This is a genomic window from Anderseniella sp. Alg231-50 (assembly GCF_900149695.1).
In the GTDB taxonomy this organism is placed as follows: Bacteria; Pseudomonadota; Alphaproteobacteria; order Rhizobiales; family Aestuariivirgaceae; genus Anderseniella.
Genome location: NZ_LT703003.1, coordinates 651,646 through 677,068 on the forward strand (window position 1 = coordinate 651,646; position 25,423 = coordinate 677,068).

The 25,423-nt window shown below is 58.3% G+C and carries 23 protein-coding genes; 9 read left to right on the top strand and 14 right to left on the bottom strand.

Annotated features, from left to right (window positions below):
- Positions 1-45: 45 nt before the first annotated feature.
- The 3 genes from DHN55_RS03180 to DHN55_RS22195 are packed head-to-tail and all read right to left on the bottom strand — an operon-like array spanning position 46 to position 3,558.
- Positions 46-1,638 (bottom strand): glycosyltransferase, encoded by a 1,593-nt coding sequence (locus DHN55_RS03180; protein WP_108879931.1) that lies wholly within the window; start codon positions 1,636-1,638, stop codon positions 46-48.
- Positions 1,619-3,226, bottom strand: coding sequence for an HlyD family efflux transporter periplasmic adaptor subunit (locus DHN55_RS03185; protein ID WP_337659865.1), 1,608 nt, complete (start codon positions 3,224-3,226; stop codon positions 1,619-1,621). The genes DHN55_RS03180 and DHN55_RS03185 overlap by 20 nt, the downstream gene beginning before the upstream one ends.
- Positions 3,227-3,231: 5 nt before the next feature.
- Complete coding sequence (locus tag DHN55_RS22195) at positions 3,232-3,558, bottom strand: hypothetical protein (protein ID WP_337659866.1); 327 nt, start codon at positions 3,556-3,558, stop codon at positions 3,232-3,234.
- On the opposite strand from DHN55_RS22195, the gene DHN55_RS03190 reads away from it, so the two are divergent.
- Both DHN55_RS03190 and DHN55_RS03195 read left to right on the top strand, forming a co-directional pair.
- Positions 3,539-5,008, top strand: a complete 1,470-nt coding sequence (locus DHN55_RS03190; protein WP_337659867.1) for a mannose-1-phosphate guanylyltransferase/mannose-6-phosphate isomerase — start codon at positions 3,539-3,541, stop codon at positions 5,006-5,008. The two genes, DHN55_RS22195 and DHN55_RS03190, sit on opposite strands and share 20 nt — an antisense overlap.
- A gap of 9 nt (positions 5,009-5,017) precedes the next feature.
- The gene (locus tag DHN55_RS03195) at positions 5,018-5,770 is read left to right on the top strand and encodes an HAD-IIB family hydrolase (protein WP_108879934.1); all 753 of its coding nucleotides are present in this window, start codon (positions 5,018-5,020) and stop codon (positions 5,768-5,770) included.
- A gap of 62 nt (positions 5,771-5,832) precedes the next feature.
- On the opposite strand, the gene DHN55_RS03200 is transcribed toward DHN55_RS03195, so the two are convergent.
- The 11 genes from DHN55_RS03200 to DHN55_RS03245 form a co-directional block, all read right to left on the bottom strand.
- Positions 5,833-7,284 carry a sigma 54-interacting transcriptional regulator gene (locus DHN55_RS03200; protein WP_108879935.1) on the bottom strand — a complete coding sequence of 484 codons (1,452 nt, stop codon included), beginning with the start codon at positions 7,282-7,284 and terminating at the stop codon, positions 5,833-5,835.
- A 26-nt stretch (positions 7,285-7,310) separates the two neighbouring features.
- A complete protein-coding gene (locus DHN55_RS03205; RefSeq protein ID WP_108879936.1) occupies positions 7,311-10,409 on the bottom strand; it encodes an ATP-binding protein in 3,099 nt (1,032 codons plus the stop codon).
- Positions 10,406-10,582 carry a hypothetical protein gene (locus DHN55_RS22200; protein ID WP_337659868.1) on the bottom strand — a complete coding sequence of 59 codons (177 nt, stop codon included), beginning with the start codon at positions 10,580-10,582 and terminating at the stop codon, positions 10,406-10,408. The genes DHN55_RS03205 and DHN55_RS22200 overlap by 4 nt, the downstream gene beginning before the upstream one ends.
- Positions 10,583-10,662: 80 nt before the next feature.
- Positions 10,663-11,670: a betaine--homocysteine S-methyltransferase gene (bmt, locus tag DHN55_RS03210; RefSeq protein ID WP_108879937.1), complete on the bottom strand. Its 1,008-nt coding sequence runs from the start codon at positions 11,668-11,670 to the stop codon at positions 10,663-10,665.
- Positions 11,671-11,696: 26 nt separating this feature from the next.
- Complete coding sequence (locus tag DHN55_RS03215; protein WP_108879938.1) at positions 11,697-12,563, bottom strand: aquaporin; 867 nt, start codon at positions 12,561-12,563, stop codon at positions 11,697-11,699.
- Entirely contained in the window at positions 12,564-13,496 is a 933-nt protein-coding gene (locus tag DHN55_RS03220) for a pentapeptide repeat-containing protein (protein ID WP_108879939.1), read from the bottom strand. It abuts the gene before it with no gap.
- 4 nt (positions 13,497-13,500) lie between these two features.
- Positions 13,501-15,987, bottom strand: a complete 2,487-nt coding sequence (locus tag DHN55_RS03225; protein ID WP_108879940.1) for an arsenate reductase (azurin) large subunit — start codon at positions 15,985-15,987, stop codon at positions 13,501-13,503.
- 4 nt (positions 15,988-15,991) lie between these two features.
- Positions 15,992-16,498, bottom strand: a complete 507-nt coding sequence (locus DHN55_RS03230) for an arsenate reductase (azurin) small subunit (protein WP_108879941.1) — start codon at positions 16,496-16,498, stop codon at positions 15,992-15,994.
- Positions 16,499-16,534: 36 nt separating this feature from the next.
- Complete coding sequence (locus DHN55_RS03235; RefSeq protein ID WP_108879942.1) at positions 16,535-17,458, bottom strand: methylenetetrahydrofolate reductase; 924 nt, start codon at positions 17,456-17,458, stop codon at positions 16,535-16,537.
- 33 nt (positions 17,459-17,491) lie between these two features.
- Positions 17,492-18,064, bottom strand: coding sequence for a hypothetical protein (locus DHN55_RS03240; RefSeq protein WP_108879943.1), 573 nt, complete (start codon positions 18,062-18,064; stop codon positions 17,492-17,494).
- A 67-nt stretch (positions 18,065-18,131) separates the two neighbouring features.
- Positions 18,132-18,815, bottom strand: coding sequence for a 50S ribosomal protein L11 methyltransferase (locus DHN55_RS03245; RefSeq protein WP_108879944.1), 684 nt, complete (start codon positions 18,813-18,815; stop codon positions 18,132-18,134).
- Between the two features lie 77 nt (positions 18,816-18,892).
- Between DHN55_RS03245 and DHN55_RS03250 the strand changes: the two genes are divergently transcribed.
- The 7 genes from DHN55_RS03250 to DHN55_RS03280 all read left to right on the top strand — a co-directional run bounded on the left by DHN55_RS03250 (position 18,893) and on the right by DHN55_RS03280 (position 25,400).
- Positions 18,893-19,177, top strand: coding sequence for a virulence factor (locus DHN55_RS03250; protein ID WP_108879945.1), 285 nt, complete (start codon positions 18,893-18,895; stop codon positions 19,175-19,177).
- A gap of 240 nt (positions 19,178-19,417) precedes the next feature.
- Positions 19,418-19,870, top strand: coding sequence for a hypothetical protein (locus DHN55_RS03255; RefSeq protein ID WP_337659869.1), 453 nt, complete (start codon positions 19,418-19,420; stop codon positions 19,868-19,870).
- A gap of 83 nt (positions 19,871-19,953) precedes the next feature.
- Positions 19,954-21,123 carry a uroporphyrinogen decarboxylase family protein gene (locus DHN55_RS03260; RefSeq protein ID WP_108879947.1) on the top strand — a complete coding sequence of 390 codons (1,170 nt, stop codon included), beginning with the start codon at positions 19,954-19,956 and terminating at the stop codon, positions 21,121-21,123.
- A 10-nt stretch (positions 21,124-21,133) separates the two neighbouring features.
- Positions 21,134-21,841 (top strand): cobalamin-dependent protein, encoded by a 708-nt coding sequence (locus DHN55_RS03265; protein ID WP_108879948.1) that lies wholly within the window; start codon positions 21,134-21,136, stop codon positions 21,839-21,841.
- Positions 21,842-21,850: 9 nt separating this feature from the next.
- Positions 21,851-23,746, top strand: coding sequence for an ASKHA domain-containing protein (locus tag DHN55_RS03270; RefSeq protein ID WP_108879949.1), 1,896 nt, complete (start codon positions 21,851-21,853; stop codon positions 23,744-23,746).
- The gene (locus DHN55_RS03275; RefSeq protein ID WP_108879950.1) at positions 23,743-24,732 is read left to right on the top strand and encodes a GTP-binding protein; all 990 of its coding nucleotides are present in this window, start codon (positions 23,743-23,745) and stop codon (positions 24,730-24,732) included. Before DHN55_RS03270 ends, DHN55_RS03275 begins: the two co-directional genes overlap by 4 nt.
- Entirely contained in the window at positions 24,729-25,400 is a 672-nt protein-coding gene (locus DHN55_RS03280) for an FCD domain-containing protein (RefSeq protein ID WP_108879951.1), read from the top strand. Before DHN55_RS03275 ends, DHN55_RS03280 begins: the two co-directional genes overlap by 4 nt.
- The last annotated feature ends 23 nt before the right edge of the window (positions 25,401-25,423 follow it).

Genomic DNA, 25,423 nt, shown 5'->3' on the forward strand with positions numbered 1-25,423 from the left:
TTTCGATTGTGAAACCAGCAGATTTTCATAATCGAAAACACTCTTTCAGAATCCGACAATGGAGTTCAGGAGCATAATCGACGGAATCTCGACCAGCTTCGTATAGTGGACGGTTGACAGCACGAGCATGACCGTCGCAAGCGCCGTGCACCAGTTGGCCATGGCATTTTGTGCACGCTGCACCAGCGCATCCGCACTATTGGACGCCGTCTGGTTGCCACGGTTCGACCAGCGCTGCTTTGACAGCCTGAAAATGCAGTAAACCTTCACCGAGGCATTGATGAGCTGGTTGAGGTACAAGATCCATGGATAGGCCATCTGGATACGCCGGGAATAGCCGAACAGGAACAGCGACAGCAACATCCGGCTGAGCGCGATGAAAATGAGATAGGACGCCAGGTATGCAGGCCCCTGCAGCAGTGTTGCCGCGACAGCCAAGACCGGACTGACCAGCATGGTCCACATGGACAACCGCTGGTCCACCAGGCACCACCAGATGAAAAACGGCATCCGGTGCGGACCCAGCTTGATGGCCCGCGCCCCGTTGCGCAGCATGTTGCCGGACCAGCGCCGGAAATTCTGCACCATGCGATCCATGCCCGACCCCTCGATGACCTCGACCGTGTAGCCGAGTGCATCGGGCACGTAGCGCATGTGCGCGCCGTGCTTGAGCATGTAATACCAAGTGCTCTTGTCATCGCCTGACAGGAAGCGGAAATTACCCCACAGCCAGTGTTCCAGATGGTCCGCCTCCAGCAGGCGGATGAATTCAAGCTGCAGCAGGTTCCTGGCGCGAAAGACCGACATCCGGCCGGTCAGGGTCAGGACACGGCCGGACAGCGCGTGGGACTGCATTGCCAGTCGGCGCTGGGCAAAACGCATCTTGAGCCAGGTCTCGATCCAGCGCGGGCCGATGCAGATCACCTCTTCATCCGTGGTGCAGGCCTGCAGGTCCGGATAGAGCTTGAACAGCGGCATGCAGCGACTGATGGCGCCTTCTGCCAGAATGAAATCCCCGTCCATGAAGACGACCAGGTCATCCTCGTCGATCGGCAATCTGCACATGGCGCGCAGCACCAGGCCGATGGCGGCCCGCTTGCCCGACACATTCTGCCGGATGATGCGCAGGGTAATATCCGTATCCTTTGCCTCGCGGCGCAGGAAATCCTCGATAATGTCCTCGTCAAACCGGTCCGACGATCCGAGCCAGATGGTTCCCGGCACGCCGGATGCACGGATTTCACGCAGGATCGAGCGCACCACTTTTTCAGTAATGGAGCGATGCTCCTTGTAGGTGGTCATCATGAAATGCATGTGCCGCGGCCGCCAGCCTGCGTCCCAGATCTCACGGCCCTTGTCGCGCATCTTGGGATAGACGATCTTGCCGTAGATCAATGCGCGAACCGCATGGGTGAACCACCAGCCATAGCGCCAGATTCCAAGACCACCGATGACGAAAGTGATCCGGGCAACCTCCTGGTCCCAGATGCTGTTGGGCAGGGTCAGGATGGCTACCAGGCAGCAGCCAAAGTAGAGCGCGATCTTGAACAGCGCAGCCGGTGTCCATTTCCGCCAACCTGTTGGCCAGTCGGTGGGGTCGTCCAGATTGGCGGCTTTATCAAGCGTCAGTTTCGTCATGGTCTTTTCCAGGCCAGAAGCTTGCCAAACGGGCAATCAGGTCGTCTGTAACCCGGCGGTCAAAAATCACGACCGCCGGCAGACCTGCCCTTACCTTGCCCGACCCGCGCGGCTCGGCGAGCGTCAACGACACAGACGCGGTGCGCTCACCATTTGCCTTCCAGGTATACTGGGACGATTTCAGGTCCAGATGTCCCGACTTGCGGTTGATCGCCACCACTGTCGCTTCGACATGCCGGTTAAGAGCAGGGACAAACACCTTCGCCCTGTCATTGATCCCGACTTGCAGGATTTCATCCTGATCGAGATAGGCCGTGACCGTGGGTGGCACATCCTGTTCCAGGGCCAGGACAGCCTGGTCTTTCGCGACCGCCAGTCCTGCAGAAATCGGCAGGGAAACGATCTGGCCGTCATATGGCGCACGGATCACCCTGGCAGCTTGCAGCTGTCTCAAGTGCTGGAGTTTCTCCCTGGCCGACACCAGGCGCCCATGCGCCTCATCAAGATCAAGGGCCAGCATGTCCAGATCGACGACAAACTCCTTGTGGTTGTAGTGACGTTTCCCGGACGCTGCGTTCATCACCGTTGCCTGCTCGACCGCCAATTCCATCTCCCGCACCTCGGCATCGGCACGCAACTGGCGCGACTTGGCGTCGTCCAGCTTCTGTCGGCTTGCAAACCCCTTCTTGTGCAGGGTGGCAACGCGCCCATAATGGCCATCGGCAGATTCCAGGGCCACGCGGCGGGCAGCGAGCCGGGCGCGGGCCACGTCCAGATCGGTCTTGTTGATGGTCTGGTAGAGTTTCAGTCTCTCGGATTCTATACGATAACGTTCCTTGGCGCGGGCGTAACCGGCCGCGGCATCTGTCGCTGCCTGGTCGGCCACCGTGATCTGCGCCGCAAGGCGGGGGTCTTCGATACTGGCCAGAATCGCGCCCCGCTTCACAGTATCGCCAAGCGAGTAACGGACCGACTGAAGAACACCGTCAACAGGCATGCGCAGGGTTTGCACCGGCACGGAAACCACCGCCGACTGAACTTCCAGCCGCATGACGGATGAATAGGTCAGCAGGCCGCCATAACCGAAGATCGCAATCCCAAGCATCAGGTAGAGGCAGGACATTACGATGGTTTTGACCGGCCATCGCGATACCGGTGCACCTTCCCTGGGGTTGGGGTCCGGGTGCGTCGAAATCGGTGTCACCGGGATGTCGATCCGGCAGATCGCGTCTTCCACGGTTCCCATCTGGCCCCGGATCAGGTCTTCGATGAAATGGGACATCAGATCACGTGAGCGCTCAGGTACCTCGGTGAACTCGATAGCAACCGTCTTTTCGGCCTTTGCCGTGCGGACAACCTTGCCCTTCAGCTCAAACCCGATGTCAAAGCCCTGGAATGGAAGCAACAGGTTGAGGTTCCGCTCCGAGCCGATCTTGGGAAGTGTTCCTGCCACGCCATCGAGCCTGAGGCCGCCAAGGCTCCAGTCGGTGGCCCGGTACTGCGGGGCGCTTTCATCCAGTTTCACCATTAACGGTGCGGTCACACGGTGGTGACGGCGCTGGCACGGGCGTTCGCGAATTACTTTCATTTCTCTTATCTCCATGTCGCCTGGACAGGAGCAAACGGCATGCCAGCAAAAACCTCCGGATTCTCACCAGGTTTGAGAGAGATGCGTCTTCGAAATTCGAAATTCGAAAGAACAATGTTTCGATTTTCGAAATCGGCCGGGAAACTGGCACGCAATGACCTGAAGCCTCGATCTCCCCAAAAACCCCTGAAATCCGGGTTTTTCAACTTATCATTCATCGCCAGGCGCCCCGTCACGCCCATCTGGCAAGTCTCTTGCGACAACCATGGCAAGCGCGGCAGGCACATGCCGTCAAAATCTAAGGAGATGAAAATGCCCTCGAAAAAAATCACCCCGATTATCCTTGCAGGCGGCGCAGGCACACGCTTGTGGCCGGTCTCACGCGAGGAAACCCCTAAACAGTTTTGCCGGCTGCTTGCTGGCGGAAGCCTGTTCCAGGCAACCCTGGCCAGAGTGTCAGACGACAATATTTTCAGCGCCCCGATCATTGTCACCGGCGCCCAGTATGCGGGCATCGCCGAGCAACAGCTTGCCGAAAGCGGCGTAACGCCGGCGGCAATCATTTGTGAACCGGTTGGCCGTGATACCGCACCGGCCATCGCCGCAGCGCTGCTGGCCACACTCTCGCCTGCAAACGCGCAGAACTACCTGGTGCTTCCGTCCGACCATGCGGTCGAAGATGAAGCCGCACTGCTGGCGGCTGTTACCGCCGGGGCCGATCTGATCGGCCACGACAGTGCCCATCTGGTAACCTTCGGAATCAGGCCCGACGGTCCTGAAACCGGCTTTGGCTATATACAAGCCGAACCTCGCGAACTGAGCCCAGGCGCCTATCCGGTCAGGCGTTTCGTCGAAAAGCCAGATGAGGCCCGGGCAACCGAGCTGCTGGCCGAGGCGTCAACATGCTGGAATGCGGGCATCTTTCTGTTCAATGGGCAGAAAATGCTGGCGGAGACGGAACGTTATGCGCCGGAGATCCTGCGCGCAGTGGAGACCAGCCTTATGGGCGCGCAGCGATCCGGCTCAAAGCTGTTTCCCGCACTGGAAAGCTTCATCATGGCTCCCAAGCTGTCGATCGACTACGCAGTCATGGAGCACACTCAAAATGCCGTCGTTGTTCCGGTAGACCCCGGCTGGAGTGATCTCGGTTCCTGGGGCGCCATGTGGGAACACGGCGAGCAGGATGTGGCCAATAATGTGCTGGAAGGCGATGTGCTGGCGGTGAACAGCTCCGGTTCCCTGATCCAGAGCAGCGGACCAATGGTCGCCGTCGCCGGCGTCAGCGACATCGTCGTTGTTGCCAACAAAGACGCCGTTCTGGTTGCACACCGCGATGATGCGCAGTCCGTCAAGTCGCTGGTGGAGACCATGAAAGCCGACGAACGCAGCGAGCAGAAACGCCATGCCGGCGAGGACCGTCCCTGGGGCAGGTTCGATTCCCTTGACCGTGGGCAGAACCATCAGGTCAAACGGATCCGGGTTGATCCCGGCGGACAGTTGTCCCTGCAGTATCATCATCACCGTGCAGAGCACTGGATTGTCATTGCCGGCATGGCCCGGGTGACGATTGGCAAGCAGGTTATGACCCTGGGTCCCTGCGAACAGGCCTTTATTCCTCAGGGAGAGGTACACCGGCTTGAGAATCCCGGTGACGAACCTGTAGAACTCATCGAAGTCCAGTACGGCGACTATTTCGGTGAGGACGATATCGTGCGCCTTGAAGACGTCTACGGTCGGGAACAGACACCTGGCACAGCACACAACACCGGCATTGCAGCCTAGGAGGGCGTTATGGACCAGATTTATCTTTTCGACGTAGATGGCACCCTGACCGAACCCCGCCACCCTGTCGATCCGGACTTCGGACGCTTTTTCGAACGCTTTTGCCGGACCCACCCTGTCTATCTTGTATCCGGCAGCGATCTGCCGAAACTGCAGGAACAACTGCCCAGGACAATCATCGCCAGTGCGAACGGTGTTTTCTCCTGTTCTGCGGCAGAACTCTGGGTGGACGGCAAGACGATCTACCAGATGGATCATGAATTCCCGAAGGACCTGATCGAGGCGCTGGAAAGCTTCGTCGAATTGAGCTGTTATCCGCGCCGCTTCGGCAATCACATCGAGTACCGGACGGGTATGCTGAATGTGAGCGTCATCGGACGGAACGCACAAAAGAGTGACCGCCAGTCCTATTTCGCATGGGACAGGCAGGAAAAAGAACGATCAGAGTTCATTCGGCGTTTTGTCGAGACATTTTCCGAATACGAGGCATCGGCAGGCGGTGAAATCAGCATCGATATCGTGCCGAAAGGCTGGAACAAATCACGCGCCCTGAAGGTCCTCAAGCAGGATGCGCCGAACTCGATCATCACGTTCTTCGGAGACCGGATGGATCCCGGCGGAAACGATTATCCGCTTGCCAAAGCGTTGCATGAAGACTCACCCCATCATCGGGTCGTGTCTGTTGAAAACTTCAACCAGACCTGGGAACTGCTCAAGGAAATCAGTTCACCCCGCGAAGTAACTCTCCGACAGGCTTCCTGAAAGTTCAGCACCAGGAAAGCCTGAAACACTTCGGCGGACCTTCGGGTCCGCCGTTTTTTGGTTCAGGGATCGTCACGCGTCCATTCCTCGCGCTTGCGATACAGGGTGGACGGGCTCATCTTCAGGACCTTTGAGGCCTTCGGCACGCTGCCACCGCAATAGTCGAACGTCGCCATCACCACGTCCCGCTCAAGTTCCGCGAACGTGCGGCCGAGCATGACGCGCACCATCTTGTTGCGGTCACCATCCACGGCAGTTGAAACAGCGGCAACCGAACCTGCCGGATCAGAGGCAGGGCCAGCAGATTGCGGCGGGGAACTATGTACCGGGGAGGACCGGGCCGGACTACCCAGCCGGATCATCTCCTCATCCACAACGTCACCATCGTTGAGTACGATCGCATTGCGGATCACGTTCTGCAGCTCACGCACATTGCCGGGCCAGCCATGGGCCAGCAGCTTGTCCTCGGCTTCCACGGAAAAACCCCCGAATGTCTTGCCCTCCTCCTGGGCAAAAGACTCCACAAAGACTTGAGCGATTTCCAGTACATCCGCATCGCGTTCCCGCAATGGCGGCAGATGGATGGGCAGGACATGGAGACGATAATACAGATCTTCGCGGAACCGGCCCTGCTCGACTTCCTCGTGCGGGTCCTTGTTGGTGGCACATACGACACGCACGTCTACCGGCATCACCACGTCACTGCCCACCCGCTGCACTGTGCCGGTTTGCAGGAAGCGCAGCAGTTTGGTCTGCAGGTCAATGTCCATCTCGCAGATTTCATCGAGAAACAGCGTGCCGCCATCCGCCGCGGCTGCGGCGCCCTCCCGGTCCCCGGTCGCACCGGTAAACGCGCCTTTGACATGCCCGAATATTTCGGACTCGATCAGGTCTCTTGGAATAGCGGCACAGTTCAGCGCCACAAACGGCTTGCCGGCCCTCGGACTGCATTTGTGAATTGCCTCCGCACAGACTTCTTTACCGGTCCCGCTTTCGCCCGTGATAAAAGTTGTGGCCTTCGAGCGGGCCACGTTCTGGATCATCTTGAAGACGCCGAGCATGACCGGCGATTTGCCAATGAAGCCATGGAAGTTGCCGTCGGAAAAATCATTGCGGATTTCGGCAATTGCTTCGTGCAGCTGTTCCCGCTCACAGGCATTGCGCACGGTCGTAATGATACGTTCTTCAGCAGCCGGTTTGACAATGAAATCATAGGCACCAGCCCGCATCGCATCGACAGCCGTCTTGATGGAGCCGCTGCCCGTCACCACAACCACGGTAACAGGTATCTTTTGTTCTGCGACGTGATCTAGAATCTCGATACCGTTTGCATCGGGCAAATTCAAATCCAGGACCATCGCCTGGAACTTGCCATCGTCAAGGGCGGCAAGAGCGGCTTTGCCCGTGTCCACGTGCTGACATTCAAAGCCTGACTTTTCCAGCCAGTCCTTGTAGACGACGGCGAGAGAGAACGCGTCCTCAACCAGCAAGACCTTTTGTTTTGTCGTCGGCATTCGTGCCTCGCAATTCAACTAGAGTTTCAATTGGCCCGTGCAATCATCTCATTGAGGGCATTCAAGGTCAGTTCACACAGCTTTCCCAGTTCTTTTGCCAGTTCCAGGGCACGTTCCGGTTTGTCACCACGGGCATATGTATTGACCCTGGCGGCCATTGCCTGCAGCGCACTTGCACCGAATGTACCTGCTACGCCTTTTATCGAGTGGCTGGATTTCTCCAGACTCCGGATATCCTTGTGGTCTGCAGCCTCCGCAACCTGGCTGGTCCAGTTTTCCAGTTCAGCAGCAAACGCCGACAATGCACTCTTACGCGTCTCCGGTGACATGCCGCCGACCAGCGTGTTGAAAACACTCATGTCGAAACTGGCATCGTCGTCAGGGTCACGGTCGGGGGCAGCTGAACCGTTTTTGCGGGATTCCGACTGCCGGGAAATGGCTCGAGCGAGCTCGAGGCGAGACACCGGTTTGGCGACGAATTCGTCCATGCCGGCGGTTAACGCGGTTTGCCGGTCCTCATCAAGGGCATACGCCGTCAGGGCGATGATCGGGATTTTCGAAACCTCATCGTCCAGCGCGCGAATATGCTTGGTGGCCTCAAGGCCATCCATTTCCGGCATGGAGATGTCCATGAGCACCACATCATAGGGCCGGCTCTGCACAGAATCTATAACCTCAATACCGTTGCTGACGATGTCGACAAGGCACCCGAGCCGCTCCAGCATGTTCCCGATGACCAACTGGTTCGTGGTGTTATCCTCCGCCAGCAACACCCTGAGCTGGTCCACGGCAGGAATATCTTCATCGCTTTCAAGTTCATCAAACGGAACCGCGTCGGAGGCGTCGGCAATCGTCATGGGCAGGTCAAACCAGAAGGTGCTTCCCTTGCCGGGTGTGCTCTTGAAATCGATTTCACCACCCATGTTGAGAACCAGCGATTTGGATATCGCCAGTCCGAGGCCAGTACCGCCGAATTTCCGGGAATAGGACGCATCCAGCATGGAGAATTCGGCAAAAAGCTCGTCATGATGCCGTGTCGGAATCCCGATCCCCGTGTCCTTGACGGAAAACCGGACCGTCGACACACCGGCCTTCCGGGTCCGCTGGCTGACGGCAATCTCAACCTTGCCGCCTTCGGAGAACTTGATGGCGTTCCAGGTCAGGTTGAGCAGGATCTGGCGGATCCGGCCTGGGTCTCCCGTTACTGCTTCCGGCACGTTCTTGCCGATCTTGATCCTGAGGTCGACGGTGTTTTCCCGAGCCCGGTGAGAAACCAGGCTTTCAACCCCGTTGATCAGTGAATCGACCAGGAAGACCTCCTCATCCAGGTCAAGCCGGCCGGCCTCCAGTTTTGAAAAGTCCAGGATGTCGTTGATGATGGTCAGCAGCGCCTTGCCGGAAACGCGGGCCGTCCGGATCAGGCGCTGCTGTTCCGTTCTGTCGGTCTCGTCTCCCAGCAACCCAAGAATACCCAGGACGCCATTCAGGGGCGTGCGGATTTCGTGTGACATCATCGCCAGGAAACTTGCTTTCGCCCGGTTTGCGACCTCTGCCCGATCTCTCTCCTGGAGTATTTGCGCCTCGGCAGCCTTCTTCTCGGTGACATCCCTTGCATAGCCCAGAAAGATAGTGCCGTCGGGTCCTTCAGCCTGCTGGATAGCCAGTTCGATCATGAATTCATGGCCTTTGGCATGCAGCGCTTCAATCTCGATCCGTTGGCCGATCAGGGGGCCTTCCCCGGTGTTGAGAAAATGCGTGATCGCTGTTCCATGGGCATCGCGGTAACGGTTCGGAATGATGAATTCAGACATCATCCTGCCAACCACCTTGTTACGCTTGAATCCGAATATCTGTTCAGCCGCCGGATTGAATTCCATGACCTCGCCGTGGTCGTTGATCACGATAATCGCATCAAGCGCCGACCGCACGGTGGTCCTCAACTGCTCCTCGCTGCGCTTCAACTTGGCTTCGCGCTCTTTCAGTTCGGTAATATCAACCCGGAAACCGACCGTGCCGCCGTCACCGGTTCCGCGCTCGATGATGCGCAGCCACTGGCCGTTGCCGAGATGCTGTTCGACCATCCCGGTCTTATCACGGTGCGCGGAAATCCGTTCTTCAACCCACGCATCAAGCGTTTTGCCCTGCAGGTTGTACTGTCCCGCCTCCGCACCTTTTCGGATGATGTCTTCGAAGGTGTTGCCCGGCTTTATGTGATCGGCGCTTGCGGCATAAATCTGCTTGTACTTCTGGTTCGATACAACAAGACGATCATCCTTGTCATAGAGCACGAAGCCATCCGGCAGCGCCTCGATCGCATCTACGAGCCGCTTGTTGCTGGCCTCTGCGGCGAGATTGGCATGTTCCAGCGCCTCGTTCTGCTCGACCGCCGATGAAGCAAGGGACTTGACCTCCTCATGCACCCGGCGATAGCGCCGAATGAGCAGCGCCAGCAGGGCCGTCGTCAACACGAACACCAGCGCCAGAAACAGGGAAATCTTCTTCAGACTTTCGGGCACGGACGTGCCGGTGGCACCGCCTGCCTGGGAGATGACCAGCGCACCGCGCACGTCACCCACCTTCCAGTCCTGTTTCGGCGAGTCAGCACGCGTATTGTGACAGGCAATACAGGTTTCGCTCATGATCACCGGAGTGGCATAGTTGAAGACGCGCTTTTCCGCCTCGATACTGTCGCCGAAAAACTCTTTCTGATCTTCCTTTACCAGAGAAACCAGCGCGCGTTTGTCAAAGTCGGACAGTTCCCTGTCCTTGCGCAGCGGAAACGGATGTTCACTGATCAGGCGAAAACTGGACTGGGCACCACTGGACTTAAATTCTTTTGACAGTTCGATTGTCAGTGTCGCTGGCAAGGGAATGGCATTGTCGACTGCCCGGAAATCATGCGTAACCGAGAGGCCCGCGAGATTCTTGACACGCCCAACGACCTCTTTCGAGTAGAAATTCTGAACGGTCGAAATAAGCTCGGCATTTGTTCTTGCCGATTCCAGTAGAATTTTCTGGCGAACTTCATCAGTATGCAGCTGAACCAGATAAAAAACTATCCCACCAGATATGAAGAGGAAAGTTACAAGGGTCCAAAAAACCTTGTTGAAACCAATACTTTTCATTGTGGATCACGATCTCTCGGAATTTCTGCAGCACTCAGTAAAGAAGCCGATTGTACAACTAGAGTATGAACAACACCTGCACCGGCAGGGCTCTTTCTCGACTCAAGAATGATCATTGTACCGGAAAAATGCTTTTGGTCATCAACCCAAAGTTGGTTGCGCAGCAATTCCATTGTGCTGCGATCCCGGCGAACTGCGGCACATGAAAACCTGATATGTAACTCAGTCTGCTTTTGCGCAGTCCGATCAGGACCTAATCACGCCTGCGACGCGCCTTTGCCTCCGCGGCGGCATCGGTTCCCATGGCCAGCTTCGACACCTCACCGAGGGTTTCGATGATTGTCGGAATCGACGGCCTTGTTGCCGGGACATGGGTCTCGAGAGACTCTCGCATGGCAGCGATGTGAGCCGGTGTCGTGCCGCAGCAGCCGCCTATGATCTTCACGCCGACATCGCGGGCCAGGCGGGCATAATCCGACATCAGTTCGGTTGTGCCGGTGTATTCAATACCGGCATCGGTCAGTTCCGGCATGCCGCAGTTGCCCTTGGCAATGAGCACCGTGTCGGCCGGGGCAGCATCGGCCATGCCGATCACGGTGGCGAGCAGTTCAGCCGGACCGACACCGCAATTGGCGCCATAAGCCGTCAATGGCGCAGGCATTCGCGCTGCAATGTCCGGCCAGTCCGCCGGCTTGATGCCCATCATGGTGCGGCCGCCGCTGTCGAAGCTCATCGTCACCACGATCGGCAAGCCGGTTTCCGAACATGCTTCGACAGCGGCTCCGACTTCGTCTTCGGCGGACATCGTTTCGCACCACAATACGTCCGCCCCGCCATCTGCCAGGGCAAGGGCCTGGTCGCGGAACGCCTCCCTGGCTTCGTCGCGGGTCAGCATGCCCAATGGTTCGAGCAGGTCACCGGTTGGCCCCAGTGACCCTGCAACGATGACCGGACGGTCGGCGGCGTCAGCAGCACTGCGCGCCAGCTGGGCGGCGCGGGAATTGATCTCCTGCACACGGTCCTGCGCGCCATGCATCATCAGCCTGCGACAGCTGCCGCCGAAACTGTTGCTCAGTATGATGTCTGATCCGGCGTCAATAAAGGCCGTGTGCAGGTCGCGTACCTTGTCAGGCTGATCGGTATTCCAGTTTTCCGGCGGTTCGCCGGACTTGAGCCCGGCTGCGAAATAGTTGGTGCCGGTGGCCCCGTCTGCAAGCAACCAGTCGTTTTCGGCCAGCATCTCGCTGAGTATATCGGCCATCGTATCCCTTTCCGGTTGATCCGGTATCAATCGGCAGCAGGAGCAAGCCGCGCCAGGAGCCGCTGGATACCGCCGCCGATCAGCGCACCCAGGAAGGGGGCTAGCACATAGACGGTCAACCATCCGCCGCGCGGGCCCGGAATGGCAATCTCGCCCCAGCCCAGATAGAACGACACGATCCTCGGGCCAAGATCACGGGCCGGGTTCAGTGCAGCCTGGGTGAGCGGGGCAACGATAGAAATGATACCCGCCACCGTAATTCCGATAATGATGGCAGTAATGGCGGCCGGTGGCCGGGCCATGTTCTTCTCGCTGGTCAGGGCGCCGACCATAAAGGCCAGCACGGCCGTGCCGACCATCTCGGCGATAAATGCGCGTTTTTCGGAAACCACACGCCACGCGGTTTCGTCAGTGCCGAACACTGCCGGGTTCGGGAAGTATTCACCGAACATCATGGCTGACAGCTCACTGCCCGGCCCGCCGCGAAGCAGGCCTCGCTGTCGTTCAAACTCCAGGATTGCCTCGGCAAACATCGCGTAAAGTACAAGGGCTGCCAGCATGGCGCCGATCAGTTGGGCGATCATGTAGACAATGCCCAGTGGTATCGACATGCGATCATAGACAATCGCGACCAATGTAATGGCCGGGTTGATATGAGCACCGGAATAGGCCGCCGTTGCATAGATCGCCAGGCTCACGCCGATGGCCCAGACGACCGCCACCTGCCACAATCCGGTCTGAGCACCGGCAGCGACCGCAGCCTGAACGGCTCCGACCCCAAAGAACACGAGAATAAATGTACCGAAGAGTTCCCCGGCAGCAGCCGTCATCATGGTCGGTGTACTGGATGCCTTCTCAACGGGCGTGTCGGTTGGAGATGTTTCGATTGTCATTTAATTCCCCACTTGAAGAGACGTGCTGCCAACAGCACCATCGGTCCGAATGTTTTCCAGATCGGCATTCAGGAAATTTGCGCTTGTCAGGTTTGCCAGTGTCAAATCGGCGCCGGTCAGCGATGCGCCCGTAAAATCGGCATTGGAAAAGTCGGTGCCGGCGGCACGCACCAGAGCCATGTCGGCACCGGCAAGACTTGCATTGTGAAACCGGGCCCCTTTGACAATCGCACCGGACAGGTTTGCCTTGGTGAAATTGCCGCCCGCCGCATCGGCCCAACTCAGGATGGACAGCGCGAGATTAGCACCGGAAAAATCGGCCGCCGACAAATTGGCCTCACTGAGGTCCACGCCTTTCAGATCGGCACCGACCAGGATGCCACCGGTGAGGTTTGCGGCTTTCAACCGGGCTGCGGCCGGCGCATCACTGCCGGGCGTAAGCGCGCCCAGCAGCGCGCCTGTCAGGTTTGCACCGCTGAGATCGGCCTGGAACAAATTCGCGTCACGCAGCATTGCGCCGCTCAGATCAGCCTTCATCACCTTGGCCCGGGTCAGGTTGGCGCCGGGCAGGAACGCGGCCGTGAGATCAGCACCGCCAAGCTTTGCGCCTGTCATTTTGGCTAGGGCCAGAAAACTGCCGGACAGGTTTGCTCCGGTAAGGTTGGCAAATGTCAAATCCGCATTGCCGAGGTTGGCGCCGGTGAAATCTGCCCCCGACAGATCGGCACCGCGAAAATATGCTTCTCGCAGGTCAGCACCGCGAAAACTTGCACCGGACAGATCGGCGCCGGAAAAATTGGCCCCGACCGCGGACGTATTATCGAGTTTCTGATTGGCATACTGGCGTCCCTGGTACTCACCACCGTCCACGATGTCCTGGGCCGCCAGGGGCGAAATCGCCAGAAAGAATGCAAGAAAGGCTATCCTGATCATCGGCCTATCCTGCAAAATTGGTGGGTTTGAACGACACGGTTGCGGACAGTTCCGGGACCGGACCTATGCGGCGGATATCGGCCCACACACCCTTGTACCAGGGGATTGTCGTGTCGGGATCGACATGATCGGAAATCAGGTCACCCACGGCTCCGCGGGGCTGCCCGAACAGCATGAAGCAATGCCCCTGCTTGACGGCATCGGCGGGATAGGCCATCGCCTGAACCGATCCCGTCTCATTGTACACCTGCACCAGGTCACCCGGCTCAATCGCCATCGCCGCCGCGTCTGCGGGGTGAATTTCAAGGTAGGGAACCGGCGCCCGTTCCCGGTAAAACTCCAGGTACTTGTGATGAAACGCCGTTTGCCAGATGTGGTTGGACCGGCCGTTATTGATCCAGAACCTGTGGTTCTTGCGCTGGGTTTCGACCACCGCGGCATAGCCTTTCCACGGCGGCGGTGCCGGAATGAACTTCGCCTTGCCTGACGGTGTGCCGAACTTCCTGTCTTCATACAGACGCTCGGTGCCGACCAGCGCACCGTTGACCAGTCGTGTCGGGGTCTGGATGCCATTGTTGCCCAGCGCGCGCAGTATGTCATGATTGACACCGGCATAACCTTCCATGGGGTCGCTCGACTTGCCGGAAAACTTGTGCCTGGCGTCTATGAAAACGGCCTCGTCGTCGGCCCAGTCAAAATCCAGGAACCGGTTTGCCATTTCCGGGTTCCCGTCGGCGGTGTAAAGCTCGTGCAACCGGCGGGCCATCCGGGCCATGATGGCCCAGTCCGGCAGTGCGTCGCCGGGCGGATCCATGAACTTCTGGTAGAGGCGCAACCTGCGCTCGCCGTTGATCGACGTCATGTCAAACTCGCCCCAGGTCGCTGCCGGCAGCACCAGATGCGCAAGTTCGGTGGTTGCGGTTGGATAGATGTCCTGCCCGATAAGGAAAATTCCGCCCTGCTTCACGGCTTCGACCACCGCGATGACGCGTTCGCTTGCCGGACGATCACGGGTTTCGGCCAGTGCGTCAGACACCAGCTGACCGCGATCTTTCAGACTGCCCGCAAGGGCTTCGGCGCGCAGCGTCGTTTGCACCGGATTGCAGCCACCGACCCAGAACACCTTGGTCTCACCGCGCCTGACGGCCTCGTCGATATTGCGGGCGGGTCTGGCGGCAGCCGCAGGTGGGCGCACATAGGCTTCCTGGTGACCGCCCAACCGGCTGCAGCCGGTGCCGGGGCGCCCCAGATTACCGGTCAGCAGGGCGAGATCGATGATACTGGCGACATTTTCATAGTTCTTGTAGCCCCAGATCAGGCCCTTTTCGTAGTGGAACAGTGTCCGGCGCCGGGCTTTTCCGGCCTTGGGTTTTGCAATCCATTCAGCGGCTTTGACTATATCCGGGATTGCGACGCCGGACTTTTGCGACGCTTCGGCGAGAAATTCGTCCAAGTCGCGGTCCTGCATCAATGTCGAGCGCTGATAGCTCTCATAGGTCTGGACTTCGGTGTGCTTTCGAATGAAACCGGTGTCGTGCCAGCCGCGCTCCCGGATGACGCGTGCTATGGCATTCAGCAGCCATATATCGGATCCCGGTTCATTCTGCAGATGCAGGACGTTTTCTGTTCCCGCAGCGTTCTCGGCAGTGGCGACAGTCATGGTCCGGCGCGGATCGACGATGATCATTCGCCCATTTGCAACCGCCTCGCCGGGAAAGGCGCTTTTCTTCAAATCCATGGAGGTCCCGGCCAGGTTCAGGACCATGTGGTTCAGGAAGTAGTTGGTCTGTGTCTCGTACGGATTGGCGCCGACAATCACGATGGTATCGGCAAGCTGGGCATCGAGATAGGCGTTGGTCAGCGGGGCAATACCGGCATCGCCTGCCGCATGCACCTCTGAATTGTAGGCAGGCCGGTTGTGAATTGAGATCGAGCTGGTCTTGATCCCGTCAAAAAAGAAGCGCCCGACGGCCCAGTTGTTTTCAAAACCTCCACCGCCGCCGCCATGGTCGAAGAATTTCATGCCGACCGAGTTCGGTCCCCATCGATCCATAACGGCCTTGATGATACGCGCGCCGAGGTCTGCGGCTGCATCCCAGTCAACCGCCTGCGATGATGTGCCTGACCTGATTGCGGGTGACGTCAAGCGGGTTTTGGTCGGGCCATCGGGCCGGTAAAGACTGGCGGCCAGTCCGGCACCGCGCACGGATGCCAACCCCGAATTCACCTGACAGGCATCATCCGGCAGTATCGCGATGTTGTAGCGCCCGTCTTTCTGGGTAATCACCGAGTGCGCCAGGGGCGCAACCCAGGTACCCAGCGCCGGTTGTTGTTCGCGAAAGTCTATATTCAGCGCGTTTTCGTCAGGAGCTGCCCCGCCATCGGTTCCTTCCGGCCACTTGAAAACCCTGTACCCGCACCCGACGATGCAGAACTGGCAGACCGTGTTGAACTCTTCAGCGTTCCTGGGGGGCAGCGGGGTGTCTGTCATCCGGCTATATCACATTTGTCTGGCGACCATAGATCAGGCCGGATACGCCGGTCGCTTTGACCTTGCCGTTGTCGATGGCCAGGGTGATCTGAGGCAGGCCGGAACTTGCCTGTCCGATAACCATCCTGCCTTTCTTTGAGGGGTCGAAACTGGACCAGTGACACGGGCAGACCAGCACTTTCTGGTCTCCGTGCCAGACCACGTTGCAGCCCTTGTGCGTACACAATGCCGAGAACGCAACAATGTTCCGGTCCGGGCCAATACCGTCCTCGGCGGGACCGTCCATTGCCAGCAGCACGGCGGGTGAATCATCGTCGGGATAGTGAAAATCGATCTCCGTGCCCGGCTTCAGATCAGCCAGGCTGGCTATCTCCGTAGTCGGCATGGGCTTGGCCTGAGCTTGTGCCGGGCCCTGCATCTTTGACCCCAGTCCGGCGGCAAGTCCTGAAGCGGCACCGATTGAGAGAACCTGACGGCGGTTTACGCGGGAGCGATTTTTGCTGTCTGTCATGGACCTATTTCACCTGTGCCGTTTTTCGGTTTGTGACTATGGATTTGCCTTGAAGCCTTTTCGGTTCAGTTCGAAAGCACCGTCCGCAACGGCAAAGCTCCATTGCGCTGATTTCTGCAGGCCGCCAAGCGGATACATGTGAACGCCCTCGATACCGCAGTCCGGGTCCGTTGCGCTGTAATGCGCGAGATCGCGGACAAGCTGGTCGGGCTCCTGCTGGCTGACGAGCCGGGTGACATTGCCTGCCTGTTTTTTAAGAAAGTTGATGGAGTTGCCGACCCCGCAGGCAACGGCGTACTTGATCAGGGTCTGCAGTTTTGCAAGGCCGGGAATACCTACACGGATCGGCAGGTTGTTGCCCGCTGCACGCAGGGTCTTGTCCCAGGCTATGACCGGTGCGGCTTCAAATGCGAACTGGGTGACGATGTGCATTGCGGCGTCGGTTTTCCCGGCATAGGCATTCTTCCATGCCAGCGCATCGGCGATGGCCTTGTCCGACATGTCCGGACTTCCTTCCGGATGGCCGGCCACCCCGATCTGCCTGATGCCGTGCTTGTCGAACAATCCGGTATCCAGAAGCTGGGTCGAGTCTGAATAGGGTCCAAGCGGCTTGTCCAGCGCGCCGGCTATTGCCAGCACATGATCGACCCCGGCCTCGCCTGCCACACGGGCCAGATAATCCTCAAACATGGCAACGCTCTCGATTGAGCGCGCGGCAAAATGCGGTGCCGGTTCAAAACCTTCATCGCGCAGGCGCTTCGCGGTGGCTACTGTGTCATTGTAATCGGACCCGGGCAGGAAAGTGATGTAAACGGTGGTCCCGGGCCGCAGCATGGTACGGAAGTCGGCAACCTTGGCCGCGGACGCGGGGGTGGTTTCGACGGTGAACCCGGACATCAGATCGATAATGCTGCGGGCTTCGAGTGAGACGTCAGACTGGCTTGAGAGCACCTGGTGCATCTTGTTGGGTCCTGGAATTGTCGTGGAACTAGGCTATTGCGGCCAGCTGACCATCAGGCAGCTGTCGTGAAAGTTGTCATCGCCCTTGTCACAACCCGCCAGGATCCGGTACCCGGACCGGCCGTTTCCGGGTGACCAGTCAGCGTCGATCATCACCCGGTTGCCGCGATCCTCGTCTTCCAGGATGCGTCCGCTGAGCAGGTAGATGACCTGCCGGTCCAGCGACACCCCGTCATCGGGGCCAAGCCGCGTGTTGTGGGTTCGTGGCGTGCGCCATTCGTGAATGATTTCCGCATCCGCAGTATTGCCGTCCAGCACATAGGCGCGCTGATTGTACCAGGCCATCGACCGGCCAAGCAGCCGGCAGTCGCCGGCAGGCAGTATGCACATGATCATCTGGCGGTGGTCACCGTTGAACGATAGTTTTTTCAGCAACTCCGCATCCGGCTCGACCGCATAGGCCCCCACGCCCGACTCGTCGCCGGACAATACCGCAGCCACAAGGCCGTCTTCGTCCGCTTTTGAAATCGGCACCGGCGGAGAGTATGCCAGCCCCCGCAAGGGTCGGTGATCAAACTCCGGAATCGGAAATCGTTTCCAGGCCATGAGGTCCCCGCAAAAATGGGTATTTTCCTAATCGTCGGGAAATCTCGTCACAGTTTCATTGAATGGCCTAGACTTGTGGCACATGCCCGGCATGCATCGAATGAATGTTCGCCGCATCCAGGGTGCAAATCCGTATGGACAGTCTTGCGGCACTTTCAAATTCCGGAGAGGCGGACAAGTCATAGGTCTTCAGGCATGTTACCCCGGACCGGGGCCGATACGACCGGCCAGCGTCGCAATAAAGGGCTGCACATTCACCATCCCGCAGCCGGGCCAGGCATCCGGTTGCCTGCCGTCCGGTCGCCTGGTCATACCAGAGGTCTCCGGCGCAAATCAGATCGCCACGGCTTGGCGTAAAGTCTCTCAGATCCGCTTGCTCGATTTCGATGTCCACCCGATTGAGACCGGCATTCTCTTCGGCACAGACCAGGGCGTTCGCGTCGACGTCGACTGCAAGCACTGATGGCGCACCAGCCATCGCGGCGGCTATTGCGACCAGGCCGTTACCGCAGCCCAGGTCAACAACCCGCCTGCGTGATGCCAGCTTCGGGGTGTCCAGTAGATAGCGCGCCAGCCCCTGGCCACCGGGCCACGCAACCAGCCAGTACGGGGTCGCAACCCCGATTACAGCCTGATGTTGCGTCCTGAAGGTTTCAAAGGTGTGGTGGTGCGGAAGGCCTGCCAGCATGATCTCAGGTACCAGGGGTGGCGACGTGTGTGCGGTGATGGATCTGAGCTGATCTGGTGTCATGATTACACCGTAATGGGTTCACAAAATATATAATCTATATATAATATGTTTATCTGATCCAGTACCAGGATGAAAAAATGACCAAGCTTACCCTCTTGTGTTGGCAAGAAATACCCTCAGTAGTTGAGGCACGCGACGGGCCGAAGAAGCACAAGATAGAACTGAGCCTGCGGTTTCAGGAACTGATTGACCTGGTTGCGATGCGGCGAAAACTGGATGGATCGGATGATTACCTTCTGCACTGGAGCAAGGAAAAGCAACCTGATTCCGACGATGCCCCCGAACAGGCTGCGGCAAATCTGGCGGCTGAAATCGAAGGCAAATACGATGACATCAAGGCGGCTGCCATCGCCAAAAGTTGAGGTTGTTCCAGCAGGTGATTTGGTTAAATGATTCAAAATGACATTGTAAGTTCCTGGGTGTGTCCACCACCGCCGATTGAGGCATCCCGCGTTCTGAGGGTGCACAAGTACCGCGATCCGGCAAAGATACGGCCAATCATAGTCAAGGCTGCGGAAGATGCCTGCAAGAGCGCCCTCTTGTTGGCCTCCCCGGACGCAAGATACGTCATTTTGCCCATAGAATCGCTAAAAAACGACCGAATGTCTGTTTCCGGCGGAATTGAATTCCAATGCGCTGCGTTTGAAAGACACCTGTCCGATTGCGACTACCTGGTGGCTTTCGTGATGACCATAGGTCCCGACCTGGACAACAAAGTGATCAGCCTTGTGGATGAGGTTTTCGAACCCCTGGATGCGCTTTTTCTGGAGACTGTGGGCTGGCTCACGATCGAAAGCGCCACCAGGCAGTTCTCCCGGCATCTCAAACAGGAACTTGCCGGCCAGGGGTGGGATGTGTCGTTACGGATGGGACCCGGATACGAATACCCCAGCCCTGACGGGAACAGTCGCGTGAGCTGGGACCTGTGGCAGCAGAAACAGTTGTTTGAAATGTTTGGCGACGCGGAGCTTCCGGTCTCCCTGTCGCAGATGTGCGCCATGTCGCCGAAGATGTCGCGCTCCGGTGTATTCGGTCTGACGCCTAAAGCGGACTGATATGAATTAGGTGTTGAATTGCTCCCGGGCTGTGCTAAGAATATATAGTTGATATATTATCCAAAGCCGAGAGGACCAGCACCATGAAGGAACTTTCACCAAGGGAACGCTTTGCGCGCGCGGTTCGGCGAGAGCCGGTCGACCGGGTTCCTGTCCTGTACAGAATGAAGGCGGAAGCCAAGGCCAAGCTGGCGCGCATCTACGGGATCGATGACGCCGCCACCGGGCGCAAGCACAATCCGGAACTGGAACTGCGGCTTGGCAATGATGCGATCATCTACCAGATCGGCATCAATGCAGACTTCTCGCACCGACACATCGACATAGGCGAGACCTGGCACAACCACTTCGGCGTCGGCTACGGCAAATCCGGCCTGGAAGGCCGCACCCCTGAAGAAGAGGTGGAATTTGCCAAGACCCAGGAGTTCTGGGGTCCGGCAAAGATCGTGCCGGAAAATTTTCCGAACTTTCACCCGATCAAGTCCGAAGAAGAGCTCAAGAACTATACCTGGCCGGATCCGGCCGACCCGGCCATGCTCGCTCCCATCAAGGAGCTGTGCGAGAAATACCAGGACGACTACTACATCATCGTCGACCTCTCATCGACACTGATCGAGGCGGCCTACGCCCACATCGTCGGGACGCAGAACTTCTTCCTGATGACCTTTGACCAGCCGGAACTGATCAAGAAGGTTCTGGACGGGTTGACTGAATATTACACCGAACTTGGCAAGAACGCGATTGCGCTCGGGGTCGACATGATCCGCGTCGGCGATGATGTCGGTGCCCAGCAGGCAATGATGATTTCGCCGGACCAGTGGCGCGAACTGGCCAAGCCCAGGTTCGACTATATGTTCAAGGAGTTCCGCAAGGCCAACAACGACCTGTTCATCAAGCTGCACTCTTGTGGTGACTACTCACCGATCATCCCGGACATGGTCGAGCTGGGCGTCGACCTGTCTGGCCTGATGCAACCCACCGGCGGCAACAAGGACCAGGTCGGCATCAAGCGCAAGTACGGCAATGACCTGTCGCTGATCGGCGGGTTCGATGTGCAGAACCTGTTACCGCGCGGCCAGGTTGAAGCCGTGCGCAACGGTGTTCTTGAGACCATGAAGAACCTGGCCACCGGAGGCGGATATATCTTCTCGCCGTCCCATTACATTCTCGCCGATGTTCCGATCCAGAACATCTACACATTGATCGAGGCCCAGCGGGAATTTGGGACCTACGGCAAATATCCGTTGAATTGAGGAGACTATTATGAGCGAACCTGTGCTCGAAATACCCACAGGCTGGGAAGAACGGGCCGTCGACGGCTGGGAATGGGCAACCTTGTGGGAAGCCGTAGAGGAAGGCGATCATGGCTACTCCCATGATCGTGTTCAGCAGGCCATCGACGCCGGCATCGACCCGCGTGTGATTTTGGACGACGGCCTGTTTCCCGGGTTTAACCTGCAGGGCGACCGCTTCTCCGCGCAGATCATTTTCATTCCGGAAATGCTGATAACCGCCCGCGCCATGAAGGCCGGACTGGCGCTGATCAGGCCGCTGCTGGCGGCCAATGACGAAAAGCCGCTCGGCACATTTGTGATGGGTACGGTTCTGGGTGACATGCACGATATCGGCCAGTCAATCGTGACCATCATGCTGGAAAACGCCGGTTTCAACGTGATCAACCTGGGCACCGATGTGCATCCGGATAAATTCATTGAGACCGCCGCCGAGGAAAATGCCGACATGATCGGATTCTCGGCACTGTTGTCGACGACCGTTTACTATCAGAAGGTCACCATCGACGAATTTGAAAAGGCCGGGCATCGTGACAAGGTGCACATCCTGATCGGCGGTGCACCGACGACCCAGGAATGGGCCGACGAATGCGGTGCGGACGGCTGGGGCCGTGATGCGATGGAAGCGGTCAAGCTGGCCCGCCGGTTGATCACCGACGAGAGAGGAGCATGGGCATAGGTCCATTCCATGTCTGATACAGTTCAACTCCGGATCAGGGACGATGATGGACAGGAACAGTCCATCACCGCCGACCGTGGCGAAACCCTGCTGGAAGCCGCGCACCGGTCCGGGGTTGAAATCACCGCAACCTGCGGCATGCGCGGGCGCTGCCGAAGCTGCCGTTGCAAGATAATTGACGGATCAATGCCGCCGCCCACAGTGGCCGACACTGTCCAGCTTGGACATGAAGAAATCCGCGAACGCTTCCGGCTGGCCTGCCAGACCCGCATTGTCGCCGATACGGTGATCAAGCCAATGCCGCCGAAATCGGAATCCGGGCACCAGTTGCTGGGCGGTCATGTCGAAACAACATCGCTAGACCTGATCTCCGGTGTCGAGAAGATAGCCATAACGGCAAATGCACCGGTGTCGGAACACCACCAGACCAGTGACATAGAAGAGGTGTTCATGGCGGTTGGAGCACCGTTGAAATCGCGCCGGGTGGATGGCTCATTGCTGCAGGAGCTGCCGGCAAAACTGCGTGAACAAAAAGGTGCGCTGACCGTCACCCTGTTTCGCGGCGCAATTGTCGATATCGAGGTCGGAGACACCACCGGCAAATCCTATGGCATGGCCATAGATATCGGGACAACGTCGATCGTGGGGTCCCTGCTGGATCTTGAGACCGGCGAAGAACTTGCCGCCGTCGGCATGCTGAACCCGCAGGCACCGTTCGGGGCCGACCTGATGTCGCGGATCGCTTATGCCCAGTTCAAGCCGAAAAACCTGGCACAACTGCGCGGCAAGGTGCTGAGCGGTCTGAACGACCTGGTCAGGCAGGCGGCAGAAAAGGCGGATGTGTCTGCCGCACATGTCTACAAGATCGTGATTGTCGGCAACACCTGCATGCATCACATCCTGCTGGGCATTGATGTCAGCTACCTCGGGCTTGCGCCATATGCACCGGCGGTGCGCGACGCCCAGACCATAGCCGCGGCCGACCTGCCGCTGAAAACCGCGCCACGTGCCCACATCTGCACCTTGCCGATCCTGGCGGGATTTGTCGGCGCAGACGCACTGGCATGTGTGTTGTCGACCCGGATTTACGACAGTGACACGGTGCGCGGGCTGGTCGATATCGGCACCAATGGCGAAATGGTTCTCGGCTCGAAAGACAAGCTGATTGCCTGTTCCGCACCCGCCGGGCCGGCGTTCGAGGGAGCGCAAATCCGCCACGGCATGCGCGGTGCGGTTGGCGCCATCGAGCGGGTGACCATTTCAGATGACGTGGCCTGCCAGACCATCGGCGGCGATGCAGCAGTGGGCATTTGCGGGTCCGGCCTGATCGAAGCTTGCGCGCGGATGTCGGACGCGCGCGTTCTGAACAAGATGGGGTCGATCAAATCCACCGACGACCTGCCGGAAGCGGTCGCTGCCAGAATCCGGAAAAGCGACCACGGCCAGGAGTTCGTGCTGGTCTGGGAAACACAGGGCGGCAAGGATGAGGATATTTCCCTGACCCAGGGCGACGTGCGCCAGTTGCAACTGGCCAAGGCGGCGATTTTCTCCGGCGTGATGATGCTGATGAAGGCCATGGATGTAAGCGCGGACGACGTGGATGAACTGTTGCTTTGCGGCGGTTTTGGAAACTATGTCGATATCGAAAGCGCGGTCAGGATCCGCCTGTTGCCGGAAATGGACCCTGACCGGATCACCTATGCCGGCAATGCTGCGCTGATGGGTGCACAGATGGCGACACTTTCAGAGGCAGAGATTGATCGCGCCGAAACCCTGGTGGGAACAATCGAACACGTGGCACTGGCCGCGCGCACCGATTTTCAGGAGCTGTTCATTGACGGCATGAATTTCGGCGAACCGGGCCTACAGGTTGTTTCACAGCAAGATGAGGCAATTGCAGTATGAAGAAAACACGAGTGGATATGCTGTTTGGTTTTCTTGGATCGGGCAAGACGACCCTGGCAGCGCGGATTTTGAACGAATACGGCGCGAAACGGCGCCTGGCGCTGATTGTGAATGAATTCGGCGATGTCGGCGTTGACGGCGAAATCCTCAAGGGCAACAGCATTGACCTAGTGCAGCTGTCCACGGGGTGTCTGTGCTGCACGCTGAAGGGTTCACTGGAAGCAGCTGTCCTGGAACTGGACGCGAAGTCCGACATTGATCATATCATCATCGAAGCCACCGGTGTTGCTGAACCGGAACAGGTCATGTCGTCGTTTGCAGAGGAGGAATTTGCCGACCGATTTGAAGTCGGTCCGATGGTGACTGTTGTCGATGCGCCGAAATTCCTGAAAATCCGCACCATGCTCGGGCCGTTCTACGAGGCACAGGTGGAAAAGTCGGACTATGTGATCCTCAACAAGCTCGACATGGGCGACGTCGATCTGTTCAAGCAAGTGCAATCCGAGGTTGAGGACCTGAACCCGGACGCCGTAATCCGGTTCGCCGAGCGGTGTGATGTTGACCTGAACGAGGTTCTCGATGGTCCACCGAGCATGGCATTGCAAAACTGGGAAGCGGACGAACACGAACACAGCCACGACCATGACCATGACCATGACCATGATGATCATGATCACGCACATGACCATCATCATGCGTTGCATGCGCCGGCAGACTCCTTTGTCCTGGATGTTCCCGATGATATCGACCGCGACGCGCTGATCGAACTCTACGCGAAAGCACCGGACAGCCTGTGGCGTTCAAAGGGGTTCGTGAGGATAAAGGGCGAGGACCATCTTGTTCAGGTCGCCATGGGCAGCGTAGAAATAACCCCGACCGACCCGCGCGACCGGCACTATCTGGTTTTCATCGGGGACGGAATTGAACCGGATTTCTTCACCGCTCTGCTGGAGAACTCGCACGTTTTAGAGGCGCCGACACCATGATCTCCACGGCTACGAAAGACAGCCCCGCCCGGTCGCAGGCAGAACGTGCCTACTGGCTGCTGGCTGAGAGGATCATTCGACTGGAACTGCCGCCCGGCGCTGTCCTGCTGGATCGCGACATCATGGCGGAGACCGGTATTGGCAGGACGCCGATCCGCGAAGCAATGCAGCGCCTGGCCACCGAAGGACTGACCGTTCATTACCCGCATCGTGGCGTCGTTGTATCGGAGATCAGCGCGAGCAGCACGCGCAGCATTTATGAGTTCAGGGCCCTGATTGACGGCGAAGCGGCCCGTCTGGCAAGCCTGCGGCGGTCCGATGAAGAATCGGCCAAGCTGACGGAAATCGCCAGGGAACTGGAGAAGCTGGCCGGCGGACAGGATGTCGACAAGTATGTGAGCGTCGACCGTTCGTTTTACGATGCCCTGGGCGCTGCATCGAAGAACCAGTATATCCAGGAGACGATCCCGCGGATTTTCAATCTGCACCTGCGGCTGTGGTTCTATATTTCACAGACGCGCGGTGACTGGAGTGCGCTCGCCAAAGCCCATTCGGACATGGCGATCGAGGCGGCGGACGCCATTCGCTGCAAGGATTCTGACAGGGCAAACCTCGCTGTGCGATCGTATATTGCGCAGCGCCAGAAAGACATGCGTAACCTGATCTAGAAGTTTGCTTGAAGGAGGAAATA

Excerpts from the sequence above, each read along its gene's own strand:
- DHN55_RS03180 (WP_108879931.1), bottom strand. The coding sequence starts at position 1,638 with ATGACGAAACTGACGCTTGATAAAGCCGCCAATCTGGACGACCCCACC.
- DHN55_RS03185 (WP_337659865.1), bottom strand. The coding sequence starts at position 3,226 with ATGAAAGTAATTCGCGAACGCCCGTGCCAGCGCCGTCACCACCGTGTG.
- DHN55_RS03190 (WP_337659867.1), top strand. The coding sequence starts at position 3,539 with ATGCCCTCGAAAAAAATCACCCCGATTATCCTTGCAGGCGGCGCAGGC.
- DHN55_RS03195 (WP_108879934.1), top strand. The coding sequence starts at position 5,018 with ATGGACCAGATTTATCTTTTCGACGTAGATGGCACCCTGACCGAACCC.
- DHN55_RS03200 (WP_108879935.1), bottom strand. The coding sequence starts at position 7,284 with ATGCCGACGACAAAACAAAAGGTCTTGCTGGTTGAGGACGCGTTCTCT.
- DHN55_RS03205 (WP_108879936.1), bottom strand. The coding sequence starts at position 10,409 with ATGAAAAGTATTGGTTTCAACAAGGTTTTTTGGACCCTTGTAACTTTC.
- DHN55_RS22200 (WP_337659868.1), bottom strand. The coding sequence starts at position 10,582 with ATGGAATTGCTGCGCAACCAACTTTGGGTTGATGACCAAAAGCATTTT.
- bmt (WP_108879937.1), bottom strand. The coding sequence starts at position 11,670 with ATGGCCGATATACTCAGCGAGATGCTGGCCGAAAACGACTGGTTGCTT.
- DHN55_RS03215 (WP_108879938.1), bottom strand. The coding sequence starts at position 12,563 with ATGACAATCGAAACATCTCCAACCGACACGCCCGTTGAGAAGGCATCC.
- DHN55_RS03220 (WP_108879939.1), bottom strand. The coding sequence starts at position 13,496 with ATGATCAGGATAGCCTTTCTTGCATTCTTTCTGGCGATTTCGCCCCTG.
- DHN55_RS03225 (WP_108879940.1), bottom strand. The coding sequence starts at position 15,987 with ATGACAGACACCCCGCTGCCCCCCAGGAACGCTGAAGAGTTCAACACG.
- DHN55_RS03230 (WP_108879941.1), bottom strand. The coding sequence starts at position 16,498 with ATGACAGACAGCAAAAATCGCTCCCGCGTAAACCGCCGTCAGGTTCTC.
- DHN55_RS03235 (WP_108879942.1), bottom strand. The coding sequence starts at position 17,458 with ATGCACCAGGTGCTCTCAAGCCAGTCTGACGTCTCACTCGAAGCCCGC.
- DHN55_RS03240 (WP_108879943.1), bottom strand. The coding sequence starts at position 18,064 with ATGGCCTGGAAACGATTTCCGATTCCGGAGTTTGATCACCGACCCTTG.
- DHN55_RS03245 (WP_108879944.1), bottom strand. The coding sequence starts at position 18,815 with ATGACACCAGATCAGCTCAGATCCATCACCGCACACACGTCGCCACCC.
- DHN55_RS03250 (WP_108879945.1), top strand. The coding sequence starts at position 18,893 with ATGACCAAGCTTACCCTCTTGTGTTGGCAAGAAATACCCTCAGTAGTT.
- DHN55_RS03255 (WP_337659869.1), top strand. The coding sequence starts at position 19,418 with ATGTCTGTTTCCGGCGGAATTGAATTCCAATGCGCTGCGTTTGAAAGA.
- DHN55_RS03260 (WP_108879947.1), top strand. The coding sequence starts at position 19,954 with ATGAAGGAACTTTCACCAAGGGAACGCTTTGCGCGCGCGGTTCGGCGA.
- DHN55_RS03265 (WP_108879948.1), top strand. The coding sequence starts at position 21,134 with ATGAGCGAACCTGTGCTCGAAATACCCACAGGCTGGGAAGAACGGGCC.
- DHN55_RS03270 (WP_108879949.1), top strand. The coding sequence starts at position 21,851 with ATGTCTGATACAGTTCAACTCCGGATCAGGGACGATGATGGACAGGAA.
- DHN55_RS03275 (WP_108879950.1), top strand. The coding sequence starts at position 23,743 with ATGAAGAAAACACGAGTGGATATGCTGTTTGGTTTTCTTGGATCGGGC.
- DHN55_RS03280 (WP_108879951.1), top strand. The coding sequence starts at position 24,729 with ATGATCTCCACGGCTACGAAAGACAGCCCCGCCCGGTCGCAGGCAGAA.